This window comes from Blastococcus sp. SYSU D00820 (genome assembly GCF_054050695.1).
In genome coordinates, this window is sequence record NZ_JBJGZW010000006.1 from 13,270 (window position 1) to 31,958 (window position 18,689).

Annotated in this window: 17 protein-coding genes; 10 read left to right on the forward strand and 7 right to left on the reverse strand. The window is 76.3% G+C overall.

All coding sequences use genetic code 11. The features are described 5' to 3' along the window. Window positions 1-14: 14 nt before the first annotated feature. A complete protein-coding gene (locus ACI79R_RS08905; protein WP_456573241.1) occupies window positions 15-1,523 on the reverse strand; it encodes an NCS2 family permease in 1,509 nt (502 codons plus the stop codon). Between the two features lie 125 nt (window positions 1,524-1,648). On the opposite strand from ACI79R_RS08905, the gene ACI79R_RS08910 reads away from it, so the two are divergent. Continuing rightward, window positions 1,649-1,873: a DUF2530 domain-containing protein gene (locus tag ACI79R_RS08910; protein ID WP_456573242.1), complete on the forward strand. Its 225-nt coding sequence runs from the start codon at window positions 1,649-1,651 to the stop codon at window positions 1,871-1,873. 6 nt (window positions 1,874-1,879) lie between these two features. Here the strand turns inward: ACI79R_RS08910 and ACI79R_RS08915 are convergent, their stop codons facing one another. After that, window positions 1,880-2,689: a DUF3027 domain-containing protein gene (locus ACI79R_RS08915; RefSeq protein WP_456573243.1), complete on the reverse strand. Its 810-nt coding sequence runs from the start codon at window positions 2,687-2,689 to the stop codon at window positions 1,880-1,882. 59 nt (window positions 2,690-2,748) lie between these two features. Between ACI79R_RS08915 and ACI79R_RS08920 the strand changes: the two genes are divergently transcribed. Continuing rightward, window positions 2,749-4,644, forward strand: coding sequence for an MFS transporter (locus ACI79R_RS08920; RefSeq protein ID WP_456573244.1), 1,896 nt, complete (start codon window positions 2,749-2,751; stop codon window positions 4,642-4,644). Continuing rightward, complete coding sequence (locus ACI79R_RS08925; protein ID WP_456573245.1) at window positions 4,641-5,138, forward strand: DUF2771 family protein; 498 nt, start codon at window positions 4,641-4,643, stop codon at window positions 5,136-5,138. Before ACI79R_RS08920 ends, ACI79R_RS08925 begins: the two co-directional genes overlap by 4 nt. 183 nt (window positions 5,139-5,321) lie before the next feature. On the opposite strand, the gene ACI79R_RS08930 is transcribed toward ACI79R_RS08925, so the two are convergent. Both ACI79R_RS08930 and ACI79R_RS08935 read right to left on the reverse strand, forming a co-directional pair. Then, window positions 5,322-5,717: a cold-shock protein gene (locus ACI79R_RS08930; RefSeq protein WP_456573246.1), complete on the reverse strand. Its 396-nt coding sequence runs from the start codon at window positions 5,715-5,717 to the stop codon at window positions 5,322-5,324. A gap of 58 nt (window positions 5,718-5,775) precedes the next feature. Beyond that, the gene (locus tag ACI79R_RS08935; RefSeq protein WP_456573247.1) at window positions 5,776-6,354 is read right to left on the reverse strand and encodes a nucleotidyltransferase family protein; all 579 of its coding nucleotides are present in this window, start codon (window positions 6,352-6,354) and stop codon (window positions 5,776-5,778) included. Between the two features lie 71 nt (window positions 6,355-6,425). On the opposite strand from ACI79R_RS08935, the gene ACI79R_RS08940 reads away from it, so the two are divergent. Beyond that, window positions 6,426-7,193 (forward strand): endonuclease/exonuclease/phosphatase family protein, encoded by a 768-nt coding sequence (locus tag ACI79R_RS08940; RefSeq protein ID WP_456573248.1) that lies wholly within the window; start codon window positions 6,426-6,428, stop codon window positions 7,191-7,193. Window positions 7,194-7,239: 46 nt separating this feature from the next. Then, the gene (locus tag ACI79R_RS08945) at window positions 7,240-7,551 is read left to right on the forward strand and encodes a hypothetical protein (protein WP_456573249.1); all 312 of its coding nucleotides are present in this window, start codon (window positions 7,240-7,242) and stop codon (window positions 7,549-7,551) included. 63 nt (window positions 7,552-7,614) lie between these two features. Here ACI79R_RS08945 and ACI79R_RS08950 read toward each other — a convergent pair whose 3' ends face one another. Beyond that, entirely contained in the window at window positions 7,615-7,917 is a 303-nt protein-coding gene (locus tag ACI79R_RS08950; protein WP_456573250.1) for a hypothetical protein, read from the reverse strand. Window positions 7,918-7,946: 29 nt separating this feature from the next. Beyond that, entirely contained in the window at window positions 7,947-8,477 is a 531-nt protein-coding gene (locus ACI79R_RS08955; protein WP_456573251.1) for a hypothetical protein, read from the reverse strand. 68 nt (window positions 8,478-8,545) lie between these two features. Here ACI79R_RS08955 and ACI79R_RS08960 point away from each other — a divergent pair, with 68 nt between their 5' ends. From ACI79R_RS08960 to ACI79R_RS08980, 5 genes are all read left to right on the forward strand, one after another. Next, window positions 8,546-10,807: a helicase-associated domain-containing protein gene (locus tag ACI79R_RS08960; protein ID WP_456573252.1), complete on the forward strand. Its 2,262-nt coding sequence runs from the start codon at window positions 8,546-8,548 to the stop codon at window positions 10,805-10,807. A gap of 38 nt (window positions 10,808-10,845) precedes the next feature. Beyond that, complete coding sequence (locus tag ACI79R_RS08965) at window positions 10,846-12,531, forward strand: DNA repair helicase XPB (RefSeq protein ID WP_456573253.1); 1,686 nt, start codon at window positions 10,846-10,848, stop codon at window positions 12,529-12,531. Window positions 12,532-12,629: 98 nt separating this feature from the next. Then, a complete protein-coding gene (locus ACI79R_RS08970; protein WP_456573254.1) occupies window positions 12,630-13,181 on the forward strand; it encodes an N-acetyltransferase family protein in 552 nt (183 codons plus the stop codon). Further along, window positions 13,178-13,540, forward strand: a complete 363-nt coding sequence (locus tag ACI79R_RS08975) for a hypothetical protein (RefSeq protein ID WP_456573255.1) — start codon at window positions 13,178-13,180, stop codon at window positions 13,538-13,540. Before ACI79R_RS08970 ends, ACI79R_RS08975 begins: the two co-directional genes overlap by 4 nt. A 190-nt stretch (window positions 13,541-13,730) precedes the next feature. Beyond that, window positions 13,731-15,521, forward strand: coding sequence for a DEAD/DEAH box helicase (locus ACI79R_RS08980; protein ID WP_456573256.1), 1,791 nt, complete (start codon window positions 13,731-13,733; stop codon window positions 15,519-15,521). Between the two features lie 160 nt (window positions 15,522-15,681). Here the strand turns inward: ACI79R_RS08980 and ACI79R_RS08985 are convergent, their stop codons facing one another. After that, window positions 15,682-18,678: a helix-turn-helix transcriptional regulator gene (locus ACI79R_RS08985; RefSeq protein ID WP_456573257.1), complete on the reverse strand. Its 2,997-nt coding sequence runs from the start codon at window positions 18,676-18,678 to the stop codon at window positions 15,682-15,684. Between the last annotated feature and the right edge of the window lie 11 nt (window positions 18,679-18,689).

An 18,689-nucleotide genomic window follows, 5' to 3' on the forward strand; every position in this document is an offset into this window, starting at 1 on the left:
TCCGTGGCGCCCGCTCAGAACAGCTGGCGCAGCGGCTCCAGCGCGAAGTAGACGACGAAGACCACCGCGATCACCCACATCAGCGGGTGCACCTCGCGCCGCCGGCCGACCGCGGTGCGCAGCAGCACGAAGCTCACGACGCCGGCGCCGATGCCGTTGGTGATCGAGTAGGTGAACGGCATGAGCGCGATCGTCAGGAAGGCCGGGATGACCAGGGACATGTCGTCCCAGCGCAGCTCGCGGATCTGGCTGATCAGCATCGCGCCGACGATGACCAGGACCGGCGCGGCCGCCTCGGAGGGCACGACCTGCACCAGCGGGCTGAAGAACATCGCCACGAGGAACAGCACGCCGGTCACCACGCTGGCCAGGCCGGTGCGGGCGCCGTCGGCCACACCCGCGGTGCTCTCGATGTAGGTGGTGTTCGACGAGACGCCGCCGGCACCACCGGCGGCGGCGGCCAGCGAGTCGACCAGGAGCACCGGCTGGGACTTGGGCAGGTCGCGCTTCTCGTCGAGCAGCTCGGCCTCGGCGCCGACCGCGGTGACCGTGCCGACGGTGTCGAAGAAGTCGGCGATCATGAGCGCGAAGACGATCAGCAGCGCGGCGATGACGCCGATCCGCTCGAACCCGCCGAACAGGGAGAACTGGCCGACCAGCGACAGGTCGGGGGTGCCCACGACGTCGTCCGGCAGGGCCGGCACCTGCAGCGCCCACCCGCGCGGGTTGACCTCCTCGCCGCCGGCCGTCCGCGGGCCGACCTCGGCGACCGCCTCGATGACGATCGCCAGCACCGTGGCGACGACGATGCCGATCAGCAGCGCGCCCTTGACCTTGCGGACGACGAGCACCGCCGTCAGCAGCAGCCCGACGACGAAGACCAGCAGCGGCCAGCCGGCCAGCTCGCCGTTGACGCCGAAGCTGATCAGCGCACCGCCCGGCCGGATGACCCCGGCGTCGACCAGGCCGATGATCGTGAGGAAGAACCCGATGCCGACGGCGATCGCGGTCTTCAGCTGCCCGGGGATCGCCTCGAAGACCGCCTTGCGGAAGCCGGTGAGCACCAGCACGGTGATCAGCAGGCCCTCGAGCACGACCAGGCCCATGACCTCGGGCCAGGCCAGCGAGGTGGCCGCGTAGGCGGCGACCACCGCGTTGATGCCCAGGCCCGCGGCGAGGGCGAAGGGGTACCGGCCGACGATGCCCATGAGGATCGTCATGACGCCGGCGATCAGGGCGGTGACGGCGGCGACCGCGCCGAAGTCCAGCCGCACCTCGCGGACGTCCAGACCCGAGGTCAGGATGATCGGGTTGAGGATCACGATGTAGGCCATCGTGAAGAAGGTGGTCAGGCCGCCGCGGAGCTCGCGGGCCACCGTGGAGCGGCGGGCACTGATGGAGAAGTAGCGGTCCAGGCCGTTGCGCGGCTTGACCCGCGGGCCCTCGCTGCGCCGGGGCGCAGCCGGCTTCGCGGCTCCCTCGGCGGCGGCGTCACCGGGAGACGGGCGGGAGTTCTCGGGCATGCGCACTCTCCGGGCGGGCTGCCGGCCGTCGCGGGCCGGGCGGGCGACAAACGGCGACAGAGTGCCACACGCCGGCCCCCGCCCCGGACAGGGCATGGCCGGATCCAGCCCCTAGGGTGCTCCCCGTGCCCGGTCCGACGAAGCAGGCCCCGCCCCCGCTGCGGGTCGACACCGCCCGCGTCGTCCTCGCCGGCGTCGCGGTGTGGGCCGTCGCGCTCGTCGTCCTGCTGTTCGCCGGCGACCGGGTCGACCGCGTGTGGACCTGGACCTGCGTGGCCGGGATCGCGCTGGCCGTCCTGGGCCTGGGGATCATGCGCTGGCAGGGCCAGCTCGGCCCGCGCGACCGCTGACCGCGGTCAGTCGCTCAGGACGTCGTACTCGGCGGTGTCGTAGCGCGCGGTGTTGACCACCTCGGTGGCCTCGTCGTGCACGAGCGTGGCCTGGCTGTGCGCGCCGCAGCCGTAGTCGACGGTCACCACGTGCCCGTCGGCCGGCGCGTAGGCGTTGCCGCAGGCGCCGAGCATGCCGCGCAGCGAGCCGGCCAACGGGAGGAAGAAGCCGCAGGTGCCGCACGGGCCGGGGGCGTGCCGGGCCATCGCCGAGCGCGGGCCGAAGTCGCCGGAGGCCCAGCGGGTGACCGCCTCGCTGCGACCCTGCCGCGACATGACCCGCTCCCGGCCGAGGCCGATCTCGACCGCCACGGCCGAGGCCTCGGCGTCGTCGGCGGAGTCGTCGTCGACGGTGTAGGCGGGCACCAGGCGCGGGTCGTCCTCGGTGGCCGGCAGGACGTCGCCGACGGAGAGGTCGCCGGGGCGCAGCCGCTCGTGCCAGGGCACCCAGGCCGGGGCCAGCAGCGCCTGGTCGCCGGGGAGCAGCACGACCTCGTCGACGGTGGCGACGTCCTCGCCCGGCACCCGGGCCAGGGTGACCGCCCAGTACCAGCCGACGTAGCCGGGCAGGGTGCTGGCGAAGCAGTGGGTGACCGTCTCGCCCAGGACGACGGGGTCGGCGCCCTCGGGCAGGTCGGCGGTCTCGGGTGTGGCGGTGAGGTGGTCCCCCACCAGCACGGGATCGCCGGCGGTCTCCACGGCCGCGGCCCGGGCCAGCTCCACCGACGCGGCGAGCACGTCGTCCTCGGGCGCGGCGGGGTCCTGGTTCTGGGGCACGACGCCATTGTCGCTGACGCCTCAGCCGTCCGGTCGGCGGTGTGCGGCACGATGGGGTGGTGTCGTCCGACGGTCGTCCCGGCCCGCGCCGGGGAGTGCTGCGCCGCCGCACCCCACCGCCGCCGGTGACCGGTCCGCTCGACACCACCCCGCTGGAGCGACCGCGGCCGGCCACCCGGCCGCTGCCCGAGCCGGCGCCCGTCCAGCCGCAGGTGCCGCCGCCGGTCGCGCCGCCGCCGGTGCCCGCCGGGTCCGCCTGGCCCGGCCCGCCGCCGGCCGCCGCCTGGCCGGCGGGGTACCCGCCGGTGTGGGCCGCCGCCCAGCCCCCCGCGGGCCCGCCCGCCCAGCCGTACCCGGGACAGCCGTACGCGCCGCCCCAGTACGACCCGTCGCAGTACGCGACCCCGCAGTACGCGGCTCCTCCGTACGACCCCGCCGCCTACGCGGCGCAGCCGTACGCGGGTCAGCAGTACGCGGCACCGCCCGCGCTGTCCCCGGCCGCGCCTCCTGCCGTGCCCCCCACCGTCGCTCCGCTGCCCGAGGCGGGAACCGTCCCGGCCGCCGGGGACCCGCCGGCACCCCAGCGCATGACGGTCACGCGCGTGGCCGTCGCGCGCTCCCGCGAGCTCACCGGCGCCGCGGTGCGGCGGGTGCAGGCGGCCAGCCGGGCCGACGGCGCGGGCGAGAGCGGGCTGACCCACCTGCTCTGGGTCAACGCGATGCACATGGCCGGCGACGCCATGATCGCCGTCTCGCTCGCCGGCACGCTCTTCTTCGCGGCGACGACCGACGCCCAGCGCGGCAACGTGGCGCTCTACCTGCTGGTCACCATGGCGCCGTTCGCCGTGGTCGCCCCGGTCATCGGCCCGCTGCTCGACCGGTTGCAGCGCGGCCGGCGCTGGGCGCTCGGCGCGTGCTCCCTCGGCCGCGCGCTGCTCGCGCTGGTGATGGCCGCCCACTACGACGACTTCGTGCTCTACCCCGCGGCGCTCGGGGTGCTGGTGCTGTCCAAGGCGCACAACGTGCTCCGGGCCGCGGTGCTCCCCCGCGTGCTGCCCGGGGCGATGTCGCTGACCTCCGGAAACTCCCGGACGTCGGTGTTCGGGCTGGTCACCGCAGGGGTCTTCGGCGGCATCGCGGCGGGCCTGGCGTGGGCGTTCGGCTTCCCGCCGGAGCTGTGGGCCACCGCCGTCGTCTTCGCCGTCGCCGGGGTGCTGGCCATCCGGCTGCCCCCGCACGTCGACGTCCCCACCGGTGAGCTGCCGGCCGACGTCCTCTCCACCACGCCGCACGAGGAGACCGGCAAGCGCCGCCGGTCGATCAACCCGGCGGTGGTGGTGGCCCTGCGCGCCAACGCGGCGCTGCGCGGGCTCGGCGGCTTCCTCACCATCTTCTCGGCGTTCCTCGTGCAGGCCACGAGCACCGGCTGGGAGGCCACCCTCGCGCTCGGCGCCATCGCCGGCGCGGCCGGCGCGGGCAGCGTGCTCGGCACCGCGGTGGGCTCGCGGCTGCACCGGGTCGACCCCGACCGGGTGGTGCTCATCTCCGCCGGGGTGGCCGCCGGCGTCACCGTGGTGGCCGCGATCTTCTACAGCTTCACCCTCGCCGCGGTGGTCGCCGGCGTCTCGGCGGTGACCAACGCGTTGGGCAAGGTCTCCCTCGACGCGATCATCCAGCGCGAGGTGCCCGAGCGGCTGCGCGCCTCGGCCTTCGCCCGCTCGGAGACCATGCTGCAGCTGGCCTGGGTGCTCGGCGGGGCGATCGGCATCGCGCTGCCGCCCACCGGCTGGCTCGGCTTCACCGTCGCCGCGGCGCTGCTGGTGCTCGCCGTCGGCGTCGTGCTGTGGGGCCGCCAGCGCGCCGCAGCGCGCGCGGCCGCCCCGGCACCCGGCTGGAGCCCGGAGGCGGCCACCGACCCGCTCGGCCCCACCGCTCCCGGTGGGTGGACGCCGTGAGGCGGGCCGCCGGGCTCGCCGCGGTGCTGCTGCTCCTGGCCGGCTGCGGGGAGGAGGAGGCCGTCGCCCCGCCGGAGGTGCGGGTGACCGTGGGGCCGCAGGACGTCCGCGCCTCCCCCACCCAGTACTGCCTGGAGGGTCAGGGGCAGCGCTACGAGATCAGCCCGCCGATCGTCGAGGTCTCCCCCGACGCCCCGATCACCCTGACCGTGCCCGACAGCCTCGCCGAGCGCGGCTGGAGCGTGCAGGTCTTCGACGAGCGGCTCCAGGAGCAGATCGGCGAGGTGGAGATCGAGCCGGGCACCACCGTCTACGACGGCATCAACAGCTCCGACGTCGTCCCGCCGGCCTTCTACCTCGTGGTGGTCGAGGACAAGGGCGGGGACTGCGGGTCGTTCACCGGCGCCTGGCCGATCGGGTTCCTCCGCGCCGGCGGCGACGTCACCGGCGGCACCGGGACCGCAACCCCGGTGCCGAGCACCCCGGCGGGCTGACCCCCGCCCTTCGCGCGCGAAAGGCGACCGATGGCCGCCTCGCGACCCGCCATTCGCGCGCGAAAGGCGACCGATGGCCCCCTCGCAGGGCCCCGCCGCGAGCCTGCGAGCGGTGGGGGGCGAGGGCGGCCCCGTCCCGGGCCCCGCCCTGAGCCTGCGAAGGGTGGGGAGGACGGGGTCCTTCTAGTGCTCCAGGTCGGCCGCGACCGCGCGCAGCACCGTCGCCACCTTGCGGGCGTGCGACTTGTCGGGGTGCCGGCCGTGCCGCAGCCCCTCGGAGACGTCGTCCAGGAGCTTGATGAGGTCCTCGATGATCGGCACCAGCTCGTCGGGCTTCTTGCGGGTCGCCGCGGCGTGCGCGGCGGTCACCGACGGCAGCGGGTCGAGGACCCGCACCTGGAGGGCCTGGTCACCGCGGCGGCCGGCGACGATGCCGAACTCCACGCGCTGCCCGGGCTTGAGCTCGGACGTGCCGGCGGGCAGGGCGTCCTTGTGGACGAACACGTCGGGGCCGCCCTCGCGGGAGAGGAAACCGAAACCCTTCTCCGGGTTGAACCACTTGACCTTGCCGGTGGGCACGTTGATCCCTCAGTCGCTCGCGGGGTGGCTGCCGGCCGGACGGCCGCTGTCCCCCAGGTTAGCGGCCCGCGGTCTCCGGGCTCGGTGCCTCGACCACTCCCAGCCGCGCGAGCAGCTCCAGGAACACCGAGGCGAAGTCGTTGTCGGCGACGTCCCGGCGCACGAGGTCCCAGTCGACCTGCTCGCGCAGCGCCCGCGCGACGGGCAGCAGCCGGGAGAAGTCGCAGTAGTGCTCGTCGAGCGCCATCAGCTTGGTGGTGAGGATGTCGGTCGCCGCGAGCACCGGCATGTGCACGGACAGGACCGGGAGCTCCTCGGCCCGCTCGATGAGGTCGCTCTCCACCGGCCGCCCGCAGGTGCGCCACAGGACGTCGACGAACGAGTTGCCCTGCACGACCTTGGTCAGCCAGTCCTCCGCGGGATCGGCGACCTCGAGCCCCGCCTCCGCCAGCACCTTGGCCGCCCGCTCGGCCTCGGCCGCGGGCACCAGGAAGTCCGCGTCGTGGTCGGGCTCGGGCGCACCGCGGACCCACGCCGCGTAGCCGCCGCAGAGGGCGAAGGGCACGTCGGCCTGCTTGAGGGCGACCGCCGTGCGCTTGAGGAGGTCTCGGATCTCGTCCCGGTCGGAAGGCTGCACGAGCACACGTCTACCCGGCCGCGCCGGTCGCACGCACGGTAGATCTGCACCTCAGCGGGCACAGGAACGGTGTGCGCATCGCGACCTTCAACATCCTGCACGGACGCTCGCCGGAGGACGGCCGGGTCGACGTCGACCGGCTGGCGGCGGCGGTCAAGGCCCTGGACGCCGACATCCTCGGTCTCCAGGAGGTCGACCGGGACCAGCCCCGGTCGATGGGCGCGGACCTGACCGCGGTGGCGGCCGAGGCGATGGGGGCGATGGACTCCCAGTTCGTCGCCGCGCTGTCGGGCACCCCCGGCGGGACCTGGATGGCCGCCACCGGCGACGAGCAGCCGGGGTCGGCCAGCTACGGGATCGCCCTGCTGTCCCGGCTGCCGGTGGTGTCCTGGCGGGTGGTCCGGCTGCCGGCGCTGCGCACCCGGGTGCCGGTGTGGTTCCGCGGCGACCGGCGGCCGCGCGTCGTCGGCGACGAGCCGCGGGTCGCCGTCGCCGCCGTCCTGGAGGGGCCGCACGGCCACTTCACCGTCTGCAACACGCACCTGTCGTTCGTCCCGGGCTGGAACGAGGTGCAGCTGCGCCGGCTGATGCGCTCGCTGGCCGGCACCCGCGAGCCGCTGGTCGTCATGGGCGACCTCAACATGGAGCCCCGGCAGGCCCAGCGGGTCACCCGGATGCGCCCGCTGGCCTCGGCGGTCACCTTCCCCGTCGACGAGCCGCTGCGGCAGCTGGACCACCTGCTCGCGCGGGGTCCGCTGACCGCCGACGGCGCCGCCGAGTCGGTCCGGCTGCCGCTGTCCGACCACCGCGCCCTGGCGGTGGACTGCACCCTGGGCTGACCGGCGACGGGTCGCGGGCGGTCGGTGGCCACGGCATCATGCGGGCATGGCCGCCCGCGCGTTCTCCCTGGTCGCAACGGTCGTGCGCGTCGTCGCCTCGCTCATCGGGGCGGTCATCCTGCTGCACGCCGTCTTCTGGTTCTTCCGTGCCAACCCGGCCAACCCGCTCGTCGACTTCGCCGCGACGTGGCGCAACGACTTCGGCTGGTTCACCGTCGACCTCTTCACCGGCGCCGACATGCGGGTGCCCGAGACGGTCAACGCCGCGATCGCCGCGCTGGTCTACGTCGTCGTCGGCAGCCTGCTGTCCAAGCTGATCGTCCGGCTGGCTCCGGCACCCAGGGCGCCGGCGAAGTAGCCCGGAACGACACCGCGCCGCCGTCGGGAGCAGACGGCGGCGCGGTGTCGCGTGCGGGAGGGGTCAGCGACGACCCTCGCCGGCCATCAGGCCGGCCCGGTTGGGCTTGTCGGTCGGGTGCGCGTAGCGCAGCCGCTCGGGCGGCAGCGGGAAGTTGTGGTCCTCGCCGAACGGCGACAGCGGCCCGGCCACCTCGCTGATGAGCTCGGTCACCGGGGGGCCGGCGTCCTCCGACTGCCCCCACGTCGGCTCGATCAGGTGTGCCTGCTTCGGGTTGCGCTTGGCCATGTCCCCTCCGGGTCCGTCGGGGCGCTCGGGCGCCCGCTCGTCGTCGGCATTCTCCCCGACGGCGTACCCGGATCGCACGCGACTCCACCACGGCGGGGGATCCGGCGTCAGCGGCCGCGCCGCCGCTCCCGCGCGCCGTAGAGCGTCTCGCTGCCCTCGGCGGTGAGCACCCACGACCGCCCGCCGACCGGCGCGGCCCGCACCTCGGCGCCGTCCAGCTGCTGGACGGCGCGGGTGCGCCAGAGCGTCGTGCTCTGCAGCTGGAGCCGCACCGTGGCGTCGTCGGGGTCCCACTCGTCGGTGCCCTCGGGGACGAAGGTGAGCAGGGCGGGCCCGGCCACGCGGAGGACGCCGGTCTGCCAGGCGGTGCCGGCCAGCGCCCGCTCCCAGCGGCGGCTGCGCACCAGCGCGCCGAGCCCCGCGCCGGCGGCGACCAGGCCGCCCAGCACCAGGACGGCGACGACGGTGCCGGCCAGCGGCACCCGCCGGCCGCCGTTCTCGGCGATCGTGACGGCGGCGACGGCGAGCAGCACGGCGAGGACGACGGCGACCGAGCCACCCAGCAGCCAGCGCAGCGACCCGCCGCGGTAGGCGACCAGCGCGGCGCGGGTCGGGGGGTCGTCGGCGGCCGGGTGCACGGCTCCATGCTCGCAGCCGGCCGGGGAGGTGGCGGCGTCCCCGCGCCCGCCGACGTAACGTGGACCGGATGTCCGCCGACCGTCCCGCCACCCTCGCCGGGTGGCTGCGCACCCGCAGCGACGCCCAGGTGGCCGCGCTGCTGGCGGCCCGTCCCGACGTGGCCCGCCCCGCGCCCTCCGACGTGGTGGCGCTGGCCAGCCGGCTGGCCGTGCCGGTGTCGGTGGACCGCGCCCTCGACGAACTCGACGCCGCCACGCTGCAGGTGCTCGACGTCGTGCTGCTCGCCCCCACCGACGGCGTCGCCGCCGACGAGCTGCCCGGCGCGCTGATCGAGGTGCCGGAGGACGACGTCGCCGCCGCGCTGGACCGGCTCACCACGCGGGCGCTGCTGTGGGGCGACGACGTCCTGCACGCGCCCGACCCGGTGCGCCGCGCGGTGCGCTACCCCGCCGGGCTGGGCCGGCGGGCGCTCGACCTGCGGGTGACGCTGCCGGCCGACCTGCCCGCGGCGCTGGCCGAGCTCTCCGCCGAGGAGCGGGAGGTGCTGGAGCGGCTGGCCGGCGACCGTCCGGTCGGGCACCTGCCCGACACCGGCGGCACGGCGAGCACCCCGGCCCGGCGGCTGCTGCAGCGGGGCCTGCTGGCCCGGATCGACGCGCTCAACGTGGAGCTGCCCCGGGAGATCGGGCTGGCGCTGCGCGGCAGCCGGCCCTATGGCCCGCCGCGGCTGCGCCCGGAGCCGGAGGTGGTCACCCGCGACGTCGCCACCACCGACCGCCGGGCGGCGGGCGCCGCGCTGGAGACGGTGGGGCGGATCGGCGAGCTGCTGACCGTGCTGGAGGAGGAGCCGGCCGGGCTGCTGCGCAGCGGCGGGATCGGCGTGCGCGACCAGAAGCGGCTCGCCCGCACCCTGCACGTGAGCGAGGCCGAGGCCGCCTGGCTGCTGGAGCTGGCGCACGCGGCGGGGCTGCTGGACGTCGGCGGCCCGCACCGCGACGAGTGGCTGCCCACCCGCGCCTACGACGTCTGGCGGGAGCAGGACCTCCCCGACCGCTGGGCGGTGCTGGTCGGCGGCTGGCTCGACAGCGTGCGCCTGGCCTCGCTGGCCGGGCAGCGCGACGTCGCGGGCAAGGCGGTCAACGCCCTGTCCCCCGACCTCGTGCGGCACACCGCGCCGGCGATCCGCCGCTCGGCGCTGGCCGCGCTCGCCGAGTACGCCGCGGGCTCCGGGCTGGCCGCCGACGACCTGGTCGCGCTGCTGCGCTGGCGGACCCCGCGGCGGGCCGACCGGCTGGCTCCCGTCCCGGCGCTGCTCGAGGAGGCGACCCGGCTCGGCGTGCTCGTGGCCGGGGTGCTGTCCACCGGCGGCCGGGGCCTGCTCACCGACGGGGAGGACGGCGCCGCCGACGGCATGCGCGGGCTGCTGCCCGAGCCGGTGGACCACGTGCTGGCCCAGCCCGACCTCTCGCTGATCGCGCCCGGACCGCTGGTCGCCGAGCTGGCCGACACCCTGGCCGTGGTCGCCGACGTGGAGTCCTCGGGCGGGGCGACGGTCTTCCGGGTCTCCGACGCCAGCGTGCGGCGGGCGCTGGACTCCGGCTGGTCGGCCACCGACCTGCACGAGTTCTTCGGCCGCGCCTCGCGCACCCCGGTGCCGCAGGCGCTGGACTACCTGATCGACGACGTCGCCCGCCAGCACGGCCGGGTGCGGGTCGGCTCGATCGAGAGCTACGTGCGATCCGACGACCACGGGCTGCTCTCCCAGCTGCTCAACGACCGCCGCACCGCGAGCGCCGAGCTGCGCCGGCTGGCGCCGGGCGTGCTGGTCAGCGGCCTGGGCGCCGACGAGGTGCTGTCGGTGCTGCGCGAGGCGGGGTACGCCCCGGCCGGGGAGTCCGCGGGCGGCGCCGTCCTCACCCGGCCGCCGGCCCGGCCGCGCGCGCTGGGCCGCCGCCCGGCGGCGGGGTCCTCCCCCGCGCCGCGGCCGCTCACCGAGGCCGAGCTGGCGGCCACCGTCCGGGAGATCCGCGCCGGGGACGCCGCGCTGTCGGCCCGCCGCTCCGAGGCGGTGCGCCAGGTGCCCGGGGTGACCACCGCCGGCACGCTGGAGCTGCTGTCCCGCGCCGTGCGCGAGGGCGTGCCGGTGTGGCTGGGCTACGTCGACGCCCAGGGCAGCGGCAGCCAGCGCGTGGTGCGCCCGGTGTCACTGGCCGGTGGTTTCCTCCAGGGCTACGACGAGCGGCGCGGGGAGACCCGCACGTTCGCCGTGCACCGCATCACCTCGGTGGCGCTCGTCGACGAGGAAGCCCCCGCACCCGAGAACGGTTGAACCGTGTACGCCCACCGCCGAGGAGAGGCACCCACCCCGTGAGTGACGGCCCCCTGATCGTCCAGTCGGACAAGACGCTCCTGCTGGAGGTCGACCACCCGCTGGCGCGCGACTGCCGGGCGGCGATCGCCCCGTTCGCCGAGCTGGAGCGCTCCCCCGAGCACGTGCACACCTACCGGGTCACCCCGCTCGCGCTGTGGAACGCGCGCGCCGCCGGCCACGACGCCGAGCAGGTGGTCGACGCGCTGGTGCGCTACTCGCGCTACCCGGTGCCGCACGCGCTGCTGGTCGACGTCGCCGACACAATGGACCGCTTCGGCCGGCTGACGCTGGTCAACAACCCGGTGCACGGGCTGGTGCTCACCACCACCGACCGGGCCGTGCTGGAGGAGGTCAGCCGCTCCAAGCGGGTGGCCCCGATGCTCGGCGCGCGCATCGACGCCGACACCGTGGTCGTCCACCCGTCCGAGCGCGGCCGGCTCAAGCAGGCGCTGCTCAAGGTGGGCTGGCCGGCCGAGGACCTCGCCGGCTACGTCGACGGCCAGGCGCACCCGATCGAGCTGGCGCAGGAGGGCTGGTCGCTGCGCGACTACCAGCAGGAGGCCGTCGACGGCTTCTGGGCCGGCGGCTCGGGCGTCGTCGTCCTGCCCTGTGGCGCCGGCAAGACGCTGGTCGGCGCCGCGGCGATGGCCGAGGCCAAGGCGACCACGCTGATCCTGGTGACCAACACCGTCTCCGGCCGCCAGTGGAAGCGGGAGCTGCTGGCCCGCACCTCGCTCACCGAGGACGAGATCGGCGAGTACTCCGGCGAGCGCAAGGAGATCCGCCCGGTCACCATCGCGACGTACCAGGTGATCACGACCCGCCGGAAGGGCGAGTACCGGCACCTGGACCTCTTCGACGCCCAGGACTGGGGCCTGATCGTCTACGACGAGGTGCACCTGCTGCCGGCGCCGATCTTCCGACTGACCGCCGACCTGCAGTCCCGCCGCCGGCTCGGCCTCACCGCCACGCTCGTGCGCGAGGACGGCCGGGAGGACGACGTCTTCTCGCTGATCGGCCCCAAGCGCTACGACGCCCCCTGGCGCGACATCGAGGCGCAGGGGTACATCGCGCCCGCCGAGTGCGTCGAGGTGCGGGTGTCGCTGGACGACGAGGAGCGCATGACCTACGCGGTCGCCGAGCCCGAGGAGCGCTACCGGATCGCCGCGACGGCCACCTCGAAGTTGCCGGTGATCCGGCGGGTGCTCGACCGGCACCCCGGCGAGCAGAAGCTGGTGATCGGCGCCTACCTCGACCAGCTCGACGAGCTCGGCCGCGCGCTGGACGCCCCGGTGATCCAGGGGTCGACCACCAACAAGGAGCGGGAGAAGCTCTTCGACGCCTTCCGCCGCGGCGAGGTGGACACCCTCGTCGTCTCCAAGGTCGCCAACTTCTCCATCGACCTGCCCGAGGCCGCCGTCGCCGTGCAGGTGTCGGGGACGTTCGGGTCGCGCCAGGAGGAGGCGCAGCGGCTCGGCCGCGTGCTGCGGCCCAAGGCCGACGGCCGCCAGGCGCACTTCTACACGGTGGTCAGCCGGGACACCCTGGACGCCGAGTACGCCGCGCACCGGCAGCGGTTCCTCGCCGAGCAGGGGTACGCGTACACGATCGTCGACGCCGCCGACCTCGCCGGCCCGGGCGAGGTCAACGGGCCCGACTGGGTGGACGAGCCGGCCGACTGACCGGAGTGCGGGAGGCGAGGATCCCTCGCCTCCTGCACTCCGCTGCGCCGCCCGAACCCGGTGGACGGCGACCCCCGGCCGGTGATGAGGTCGCGGACGTGACGGCGACCGACCCCGTGGACCTGCTCGTGCTGCCGGAGGGGCTCACCGCCCGGCACCCGGTCGAGGCCGACCACCCCCGCGTCCAGGCCGTCCTCGGCGAGTGGTGGGGCCACCTCGGGGGCCGGGAGGGCGACCTGCAGCGGGCCCTGCTGGTGCCGCGGCTGTTCCTCCAGCACTTCACCGACACGAGCACGGTGGTCGAGGACGCCGACGGCCGCCTGGTGGCCTTCCTCCTCGGCTTCCTCTCCCCCGCCCGGCCGGCGACCGCCTACGTGCACTTCGTGGGCGTCGACCCGGCCGCGCAGGGCAGGGGCCTGGGCCGGCGGCTGTACGAGGGCTTCTCCGCCGCCGCAGCGGCGCGCGGCGCCCGCGAGATCCGCTGCATCACCAGCCCGGTCAACCGGGGCTCGCTGGCCTTCCACACCCGCCTCGGCTTCACCGTCGAGCCGGGCGACAAGGAGGTCGACGGCATCCCCGTGCACTCCGACTACGACGGTCCGGGGCTGGACCGGCTGTCCTTCGTGCGTCCGCTCGACCCGGCGCCGTGATCGAGGTCGGCGCGCGCCGCCGCAACCAGCCCGCGCCGCCGCACGTCGTCTTCGAGGCGCTGACGCAGCCCGACCGCGACCCCGCCCGGCCGTGGCTGGCCCTGCTGCCCGACGAGATCCCGCCGGAGGTGCTGGTCGCCGAGGAGCCGCACCTGGTCGTCTGGTCCTCGCTGTGGCCACGCCGTCCCGACGCCCGGATCCGCTTCGAGCTCGCCTGGGACGGCGGGCACGCCGGCACCGACCTGCGCTGGGTCGTGGAGATGGCGGAGCGGGCGCCCGACGCCTCGCTCACCGGGCACGTCCGCCGGCGGCTCAACGTGCTCGTCAACGCGCAGTTGCGAGCGACGTTCGGACAGTGAAGGACGGGACCGGCGGGACAGGACGGACCGGTCCGGCCGCGGCATGACCCTCGCCACAGATCCGCTTCCGTCGGCGCGAATGCACAGCTCAGCGCGGTGCCGGGCCGGCCCATACGTCGTCGGCGCGGGGGCGCGCGGGAGGTGGCCGGTTGGGCGTGTCTCGTCCGCGCCGACCAGAATGGGCGACGCGATGGCGAGTGCAGCACGAGCGGAGGCCCTGGGCCCGCAGACGACCAGCCGACCGCTCCGGGCCTGGCAGCAGGAGGCCCTCACCCGCTACGAGGAGGCCTCCCCGAAGGACTTCCTGGTCACCGCGACCCCGGGCGCGGGCAAGACGACGTTCGCGCTGACGCTGGCCGCCCGGCTGCTGTCCCGCCGCGAGGTCGCCCGTGTCGTGGTCGTCTGCCCCACCGACCACCTGCGCCTGCAGTGGGCCGACGCCGCCGACCGGCTCGGCATCGTCCTGGACCCCGGCCTGACCAACGCCGTCGGCCCGGTGCGGGCCGGCACCCAGGGCTACGTGACGACGTACGCGCAGGTCGCGGGCAAGCCGATGCTGCACGCCGCCCGCGCGACCGCGGTCAAGACGCTGGTCATCCTCGACGAGGTGCACCACGCCGGCGACGGTCTCTCCTGGGGCGAGGCGGTCGAGGAGGCCTTCGGCATGGCCGCCCGCCGGCTGTGCCTGACCGGGACGCCGTTCCGCACCAAGCCCGACGAGCGGATCCCCTTCGTGCGCTACGAGGAGGACACCTTCGAGGGCGACGACGGCAGCGGCGGCGTCGGGCTGGTCAGCCGCGCCGACTACACGTACGGCTACAAGGAGGCGCTGGCCGACAACGTCGTCCGGCCCGTCGTCTTCGCCGCCTACACCGGCACCTCGCGCTGGCGGAACTCCGCCGGGGAGGTCGTCGCCGCCTCGCTTTCGGAGGCCGGCACCCGCTCGGTGGAGATGGCCGCCTGGCGCACCGCGCTGGACCCGAAGGGCCAGTGGGTGCCGCACGTCATCGCCGCCATGGACGACCGGATCACCCACCTGCGCGAGCACGGCGGGATGCCCGACGCCGCCGGGCTGATCCTCGCCAGCGACCAGGACGACGCCCGCGCCTACGCCAAGATCGTCCGCCGCGTCACCGGCAAGGCCGCCGAGCTGATCCTCTCCGACGACCCCAAGGCCTCGAAGAAGATCGAGCGGTTCGCCGAGGGCTCGGCCCGGATCGCCGTCTGCGTGCGGATGATCTCCGAGGGGGTCGACGTGCCGCGCGCCGCCGTCCTGGCGTGGATGACCTCCTACCGGACGCCGCTGTTCTTCGCGCAGGCCGTCGGCCGCGTCGTCCGCTCCCGGGCCACGCACGAGACCGCCACCGTGTTCCTCCCCGCCGTCCGGCCGCTGCTCACGCTGGCCGCGTCGATGGAGGAGGACCGCAACCACGTCATGCCGCCGCCCAAGACGGTGCAGGGCGACGAGCTCGACCTCGATCCGCTGCCGCCCAAGGAGAAGGACCCCGAGGGGCTCCCGAAGTGGGAGGCCCTCGAGGCCGACGCGCGCTTCGCCCACGTGCTGCACGGCGGGACGGCGCACACCGGTGAGGGCCGCCCGCCGGTCGTGGCCGCCGAGGACGAGGACTTCCTCGGCATCCCCGGCCTGCTCACCGCCGAGCAGACGGCGGAGCTGCTGGCCAAGCGCGACGAGGAACTGCGCGTGCGCATCGCCCAGCGCGCCCACCACGACGACGAGGACGGCGGCCTCTTCCCGGTCGAGGACCATCCGGAGGAGGACGAGGCCGGCCGGTCGTGGCGCGACGCCGCCGAGCTGCGCCGGGAGATCAACCGGCTGGTCAGCCGGGTGTCGGCGAAGACATCGACGCCGCACGCCGTGGTGCACACCCAGCTGCGCCAGCACGTGCCCGGGCCGCCGTCGGCCTCGGCGTCGGTGGACGTGCTCCGGGCCCGGCGGGAGCGCCTGCGCACGATGCTCTGACACGGTCGGCCTACCGGCCGACACCGCGGCCAGGTGCCGTACCCGGCTGCCGTTGAGCCCTTGCGTCGCGCCTGCGCGGAGCCCTCCGGGCCCCACTCGGCGCGACAGGGCGTCCGCCCAGGTGCCGTACCGGCTGGCGTCGAGCCGCTGCCGGGGGCGGCTACGACTCCTGCAGCAGCCCCCGCTGGGCGGCGAGCGCCACCGCCTCGGTGCGGCCGCCGGCGCCCAGCTTGGCCAGGATGTTGCTGACGTGCACGCTCGCCGTCTTCTCGCTGATGTACAGCGCCGCGCCGATCTGCCGGTTGGTGCGGCCGCGGGCGAGCAGGGCCAGCACCTCGACCTCGCGCGGGGTGAACACCGCCGCCGCGTCGGGCACCCGCCCCAGCCCCGGCAGCTCGACCGCCAGCCGCCCCCGCCGGGCCAGCGCCGCCACCGCCTCGCGCAGCGGCCCGGCGCCCAGCCGCACCGCGACGTCCGCGGCCTGCTGCAGCTCCGCGGCGGCCGCGTCCCGATCCCCTGCCGCCAGCAGCGCCTCGGCCAGCCGCCGGCGGCAGCGGGCCTCCTCGTACACGTAGCCGGGGCCGAACGCGGCGACCGCGGCCTGCCACGGCGCCGGATCGGCCCCGCCGTGCAGCCGCGCCTCCTCGGCGTCCACGCGGACCAGCCAGGCGGCGGCCTCCCGGCCGTACTCCCCGACGGTCGACCGGTGCGCGGCCTCGGCCGACCGGGCCAGGGCGACCAGCTCCTCCCCCGCCGTGACCCACCGCCGCTCCGCCTCGGCGTCGGAGACGACCCGGGCCGCCGCGGCGGCGTCGCCGACCGCCCACAGCGCCGTGGCCGCCAGCCGCACCGCGGCCAGCCGGTCGTCGCGCCAGTACGTGGTCAGGTGCTCGATGCCGTCGCGGGCCAGGGCCACCGCGGCCGCGGCGTCCCCGCGCCAGACGGCGAGCTCGAGGTCCGCCCCGGTGGTGGCCAGGTGCAGGAGCACGTGCGCGTCGAGGCGGGCGGTCAGGCCGCGGGCCCACGCGATCGCCTCGGCCCCCCCGGGATCGCCGCGGCCCACCTGCACGAGCAGCCCGGCGGCGCGCACGTGGGCGGCCATGTCGGGCACCCGTGCCAGCTGCCGGGCCCACTCCAGGGCGCCGTCCCAGTCGCCGCTGACGTAGCGCGCGACCACCCCCAGGTGGCGAAGCTCGGCGGCGTAGAACGACCAGGGCACCCCCAGGGCGGTCGCACGCGCCAGCGCGGTCTCCACCCAGCGCAGCGCGGCGGCGACGTCGCCGGCCTCGTAGGGGACGACGGCGAGGTTGAACAGCACCCGCATCTCGACGTCCCGGTCGCCGGACCGGCGGGCGCGGGCGAGCGCGTCCTCCAGCCGCGCGGCGATGTCGGCCGGGGCGCCGCCCCGGCACCGGGCCAGCGAGACGGCGGTGTCGGCCCAGGCGCTGTCCAGGCCGAGGACGTCGGCGGCGGCCAGCGCCTCCTCCGCCGCGGCGTCGCCCTCGGCCCAGCGGCCGACCGAGTAGCAGCAGCGGGCGTGCACCGCGGTGGCCCAGGTCCGCGCCGCGGACGGCGGATCGGCCGGCACGAGCGCCAGCGCCGCGGCGCTCTCGGCGAGCGCGGCGTCGGCGTCCTCGATCCGGGCCAGGGCCTGCGCCAGCGTGTAGTGCACCCGGGCCCGGGCGGCCCGGTCCCCGTCCGGGCCGAGCACCTCCTGCGCCGCGCGCAGCAGCGCCACGCCCCGGTGCAGCTCACCGCCGGAGCGGGCGGCGGCCGCGGCGTCGAACAGCAGCGTGGCCTGGTCGCGGCCGGCCCGCGCCTCGGCATCCGGCACGGCCGGCCACAGGGCCAGGGCCGCCTCCAGGTGCGACAGGCGCTCGGCGGGGGCACCGACCCGGGCAGCGTCCTCCGCGGCCTCCAGCGAGGCCGACAGGGCGCCGGGCAGGTCGTTGCTCTCCCGCGCGTGGTGCGCGCGCTCGGCCGCGGTGCCGGCACCGGGCGTGGCGGCCAGGTAGGCGGCCACCGCGGCGTGCAGCCGCACCCGCTCGCCGGGCAGCAGGTCGGCCAGCACCGCCTCGCGCAGCAGCGCGTGCCGGAACCGGTACCGGCCCTCGGGCGAGACGACCAGCAGGTGCCGGTGCACCGCCTCGGCCAGCGCCTGCTCCAGGTCGCCGGGCGCCAGCCCGCCGACGGCGGCGACCAGCTCGTGGCGCACCTGCCGGCCGGCCACCGCGGCCACCCGCAGCACCTGCTGCGCCGCCGGGCTCAGCTGCTCGACGCGGGTGAGCAGGACGTCGGTCAGCCCGAGCGGGAGCGTCTCCCCCGCCAGGCCCGCGGCCAGCAGCTCCTCGGCGTAGAAGGCGTTGCCCTCGGCCCGGGCGACGACGTCCTCCACCGTGCTGTCGGGCACGCCCCCCGAGGCCGCGCCCAGCCCGCGCACCAGCTCCTGCACCGCGGCGTCGGGCAGCGGCGGCAGGTCGAGCCGGTCGACGCCGGGCAGCCGGACCAGCTCGGCCAGCAGCGGCCGCAGCGGGTGCCGGCGGTGCAGGTCGTCGGCGCGGTAGGAGGCGACGACGGCGACCGGCTCGTCGCCCAGCCGGGCCAGCAGGTAGCGCAGCAGGTCGCGGCTGGACCGGTCGGCCCAGTGCAGGTCCTCGAGCACGAGGAGCAGGGGTCGCTCGGCGGCGAGCTCGGCGAGCAGGGCCGCGACCGCCTCGAACAGCTGCAGGCGGCCGTCGTCGACCGGCAGCCGCGGGCGCAGGTTCGGCAGCGGCCGGCCGAGGTCGACCGCGTCACCGGCGGACGGGCCCGGCGGCTCGTCGACCGCGCGGCCGGCGAGGAAGCCGGCCAGGGCGGGGTGGGCGGCCGCCGTGGCGCTCTCCGCCGCCTCGGCGGCGACCGCGCGCAGCAGGTCCACGAAGGGCAGGTAGGGCAGGCCGACGTCGCCGAGGTCGACGCAGTGGCCGGTCAGCACCCGCAGGCCGCGAGCGGCGGCCCGGCCGGCCAGCTCGTCGAGCAGCCGGGTCTTGCCCACGCCGGCGTCGCCGGCGAGCAGCACGGCACATCCCCGCCCCGCGGCGGCGCGCTCGACCGCGGCGAGCAGCCGGGCGAGCTCGTCGTCCCGGCCCACCAGCGGTCGGTCGTCCCACGGCAGCACGTCGGGGATGG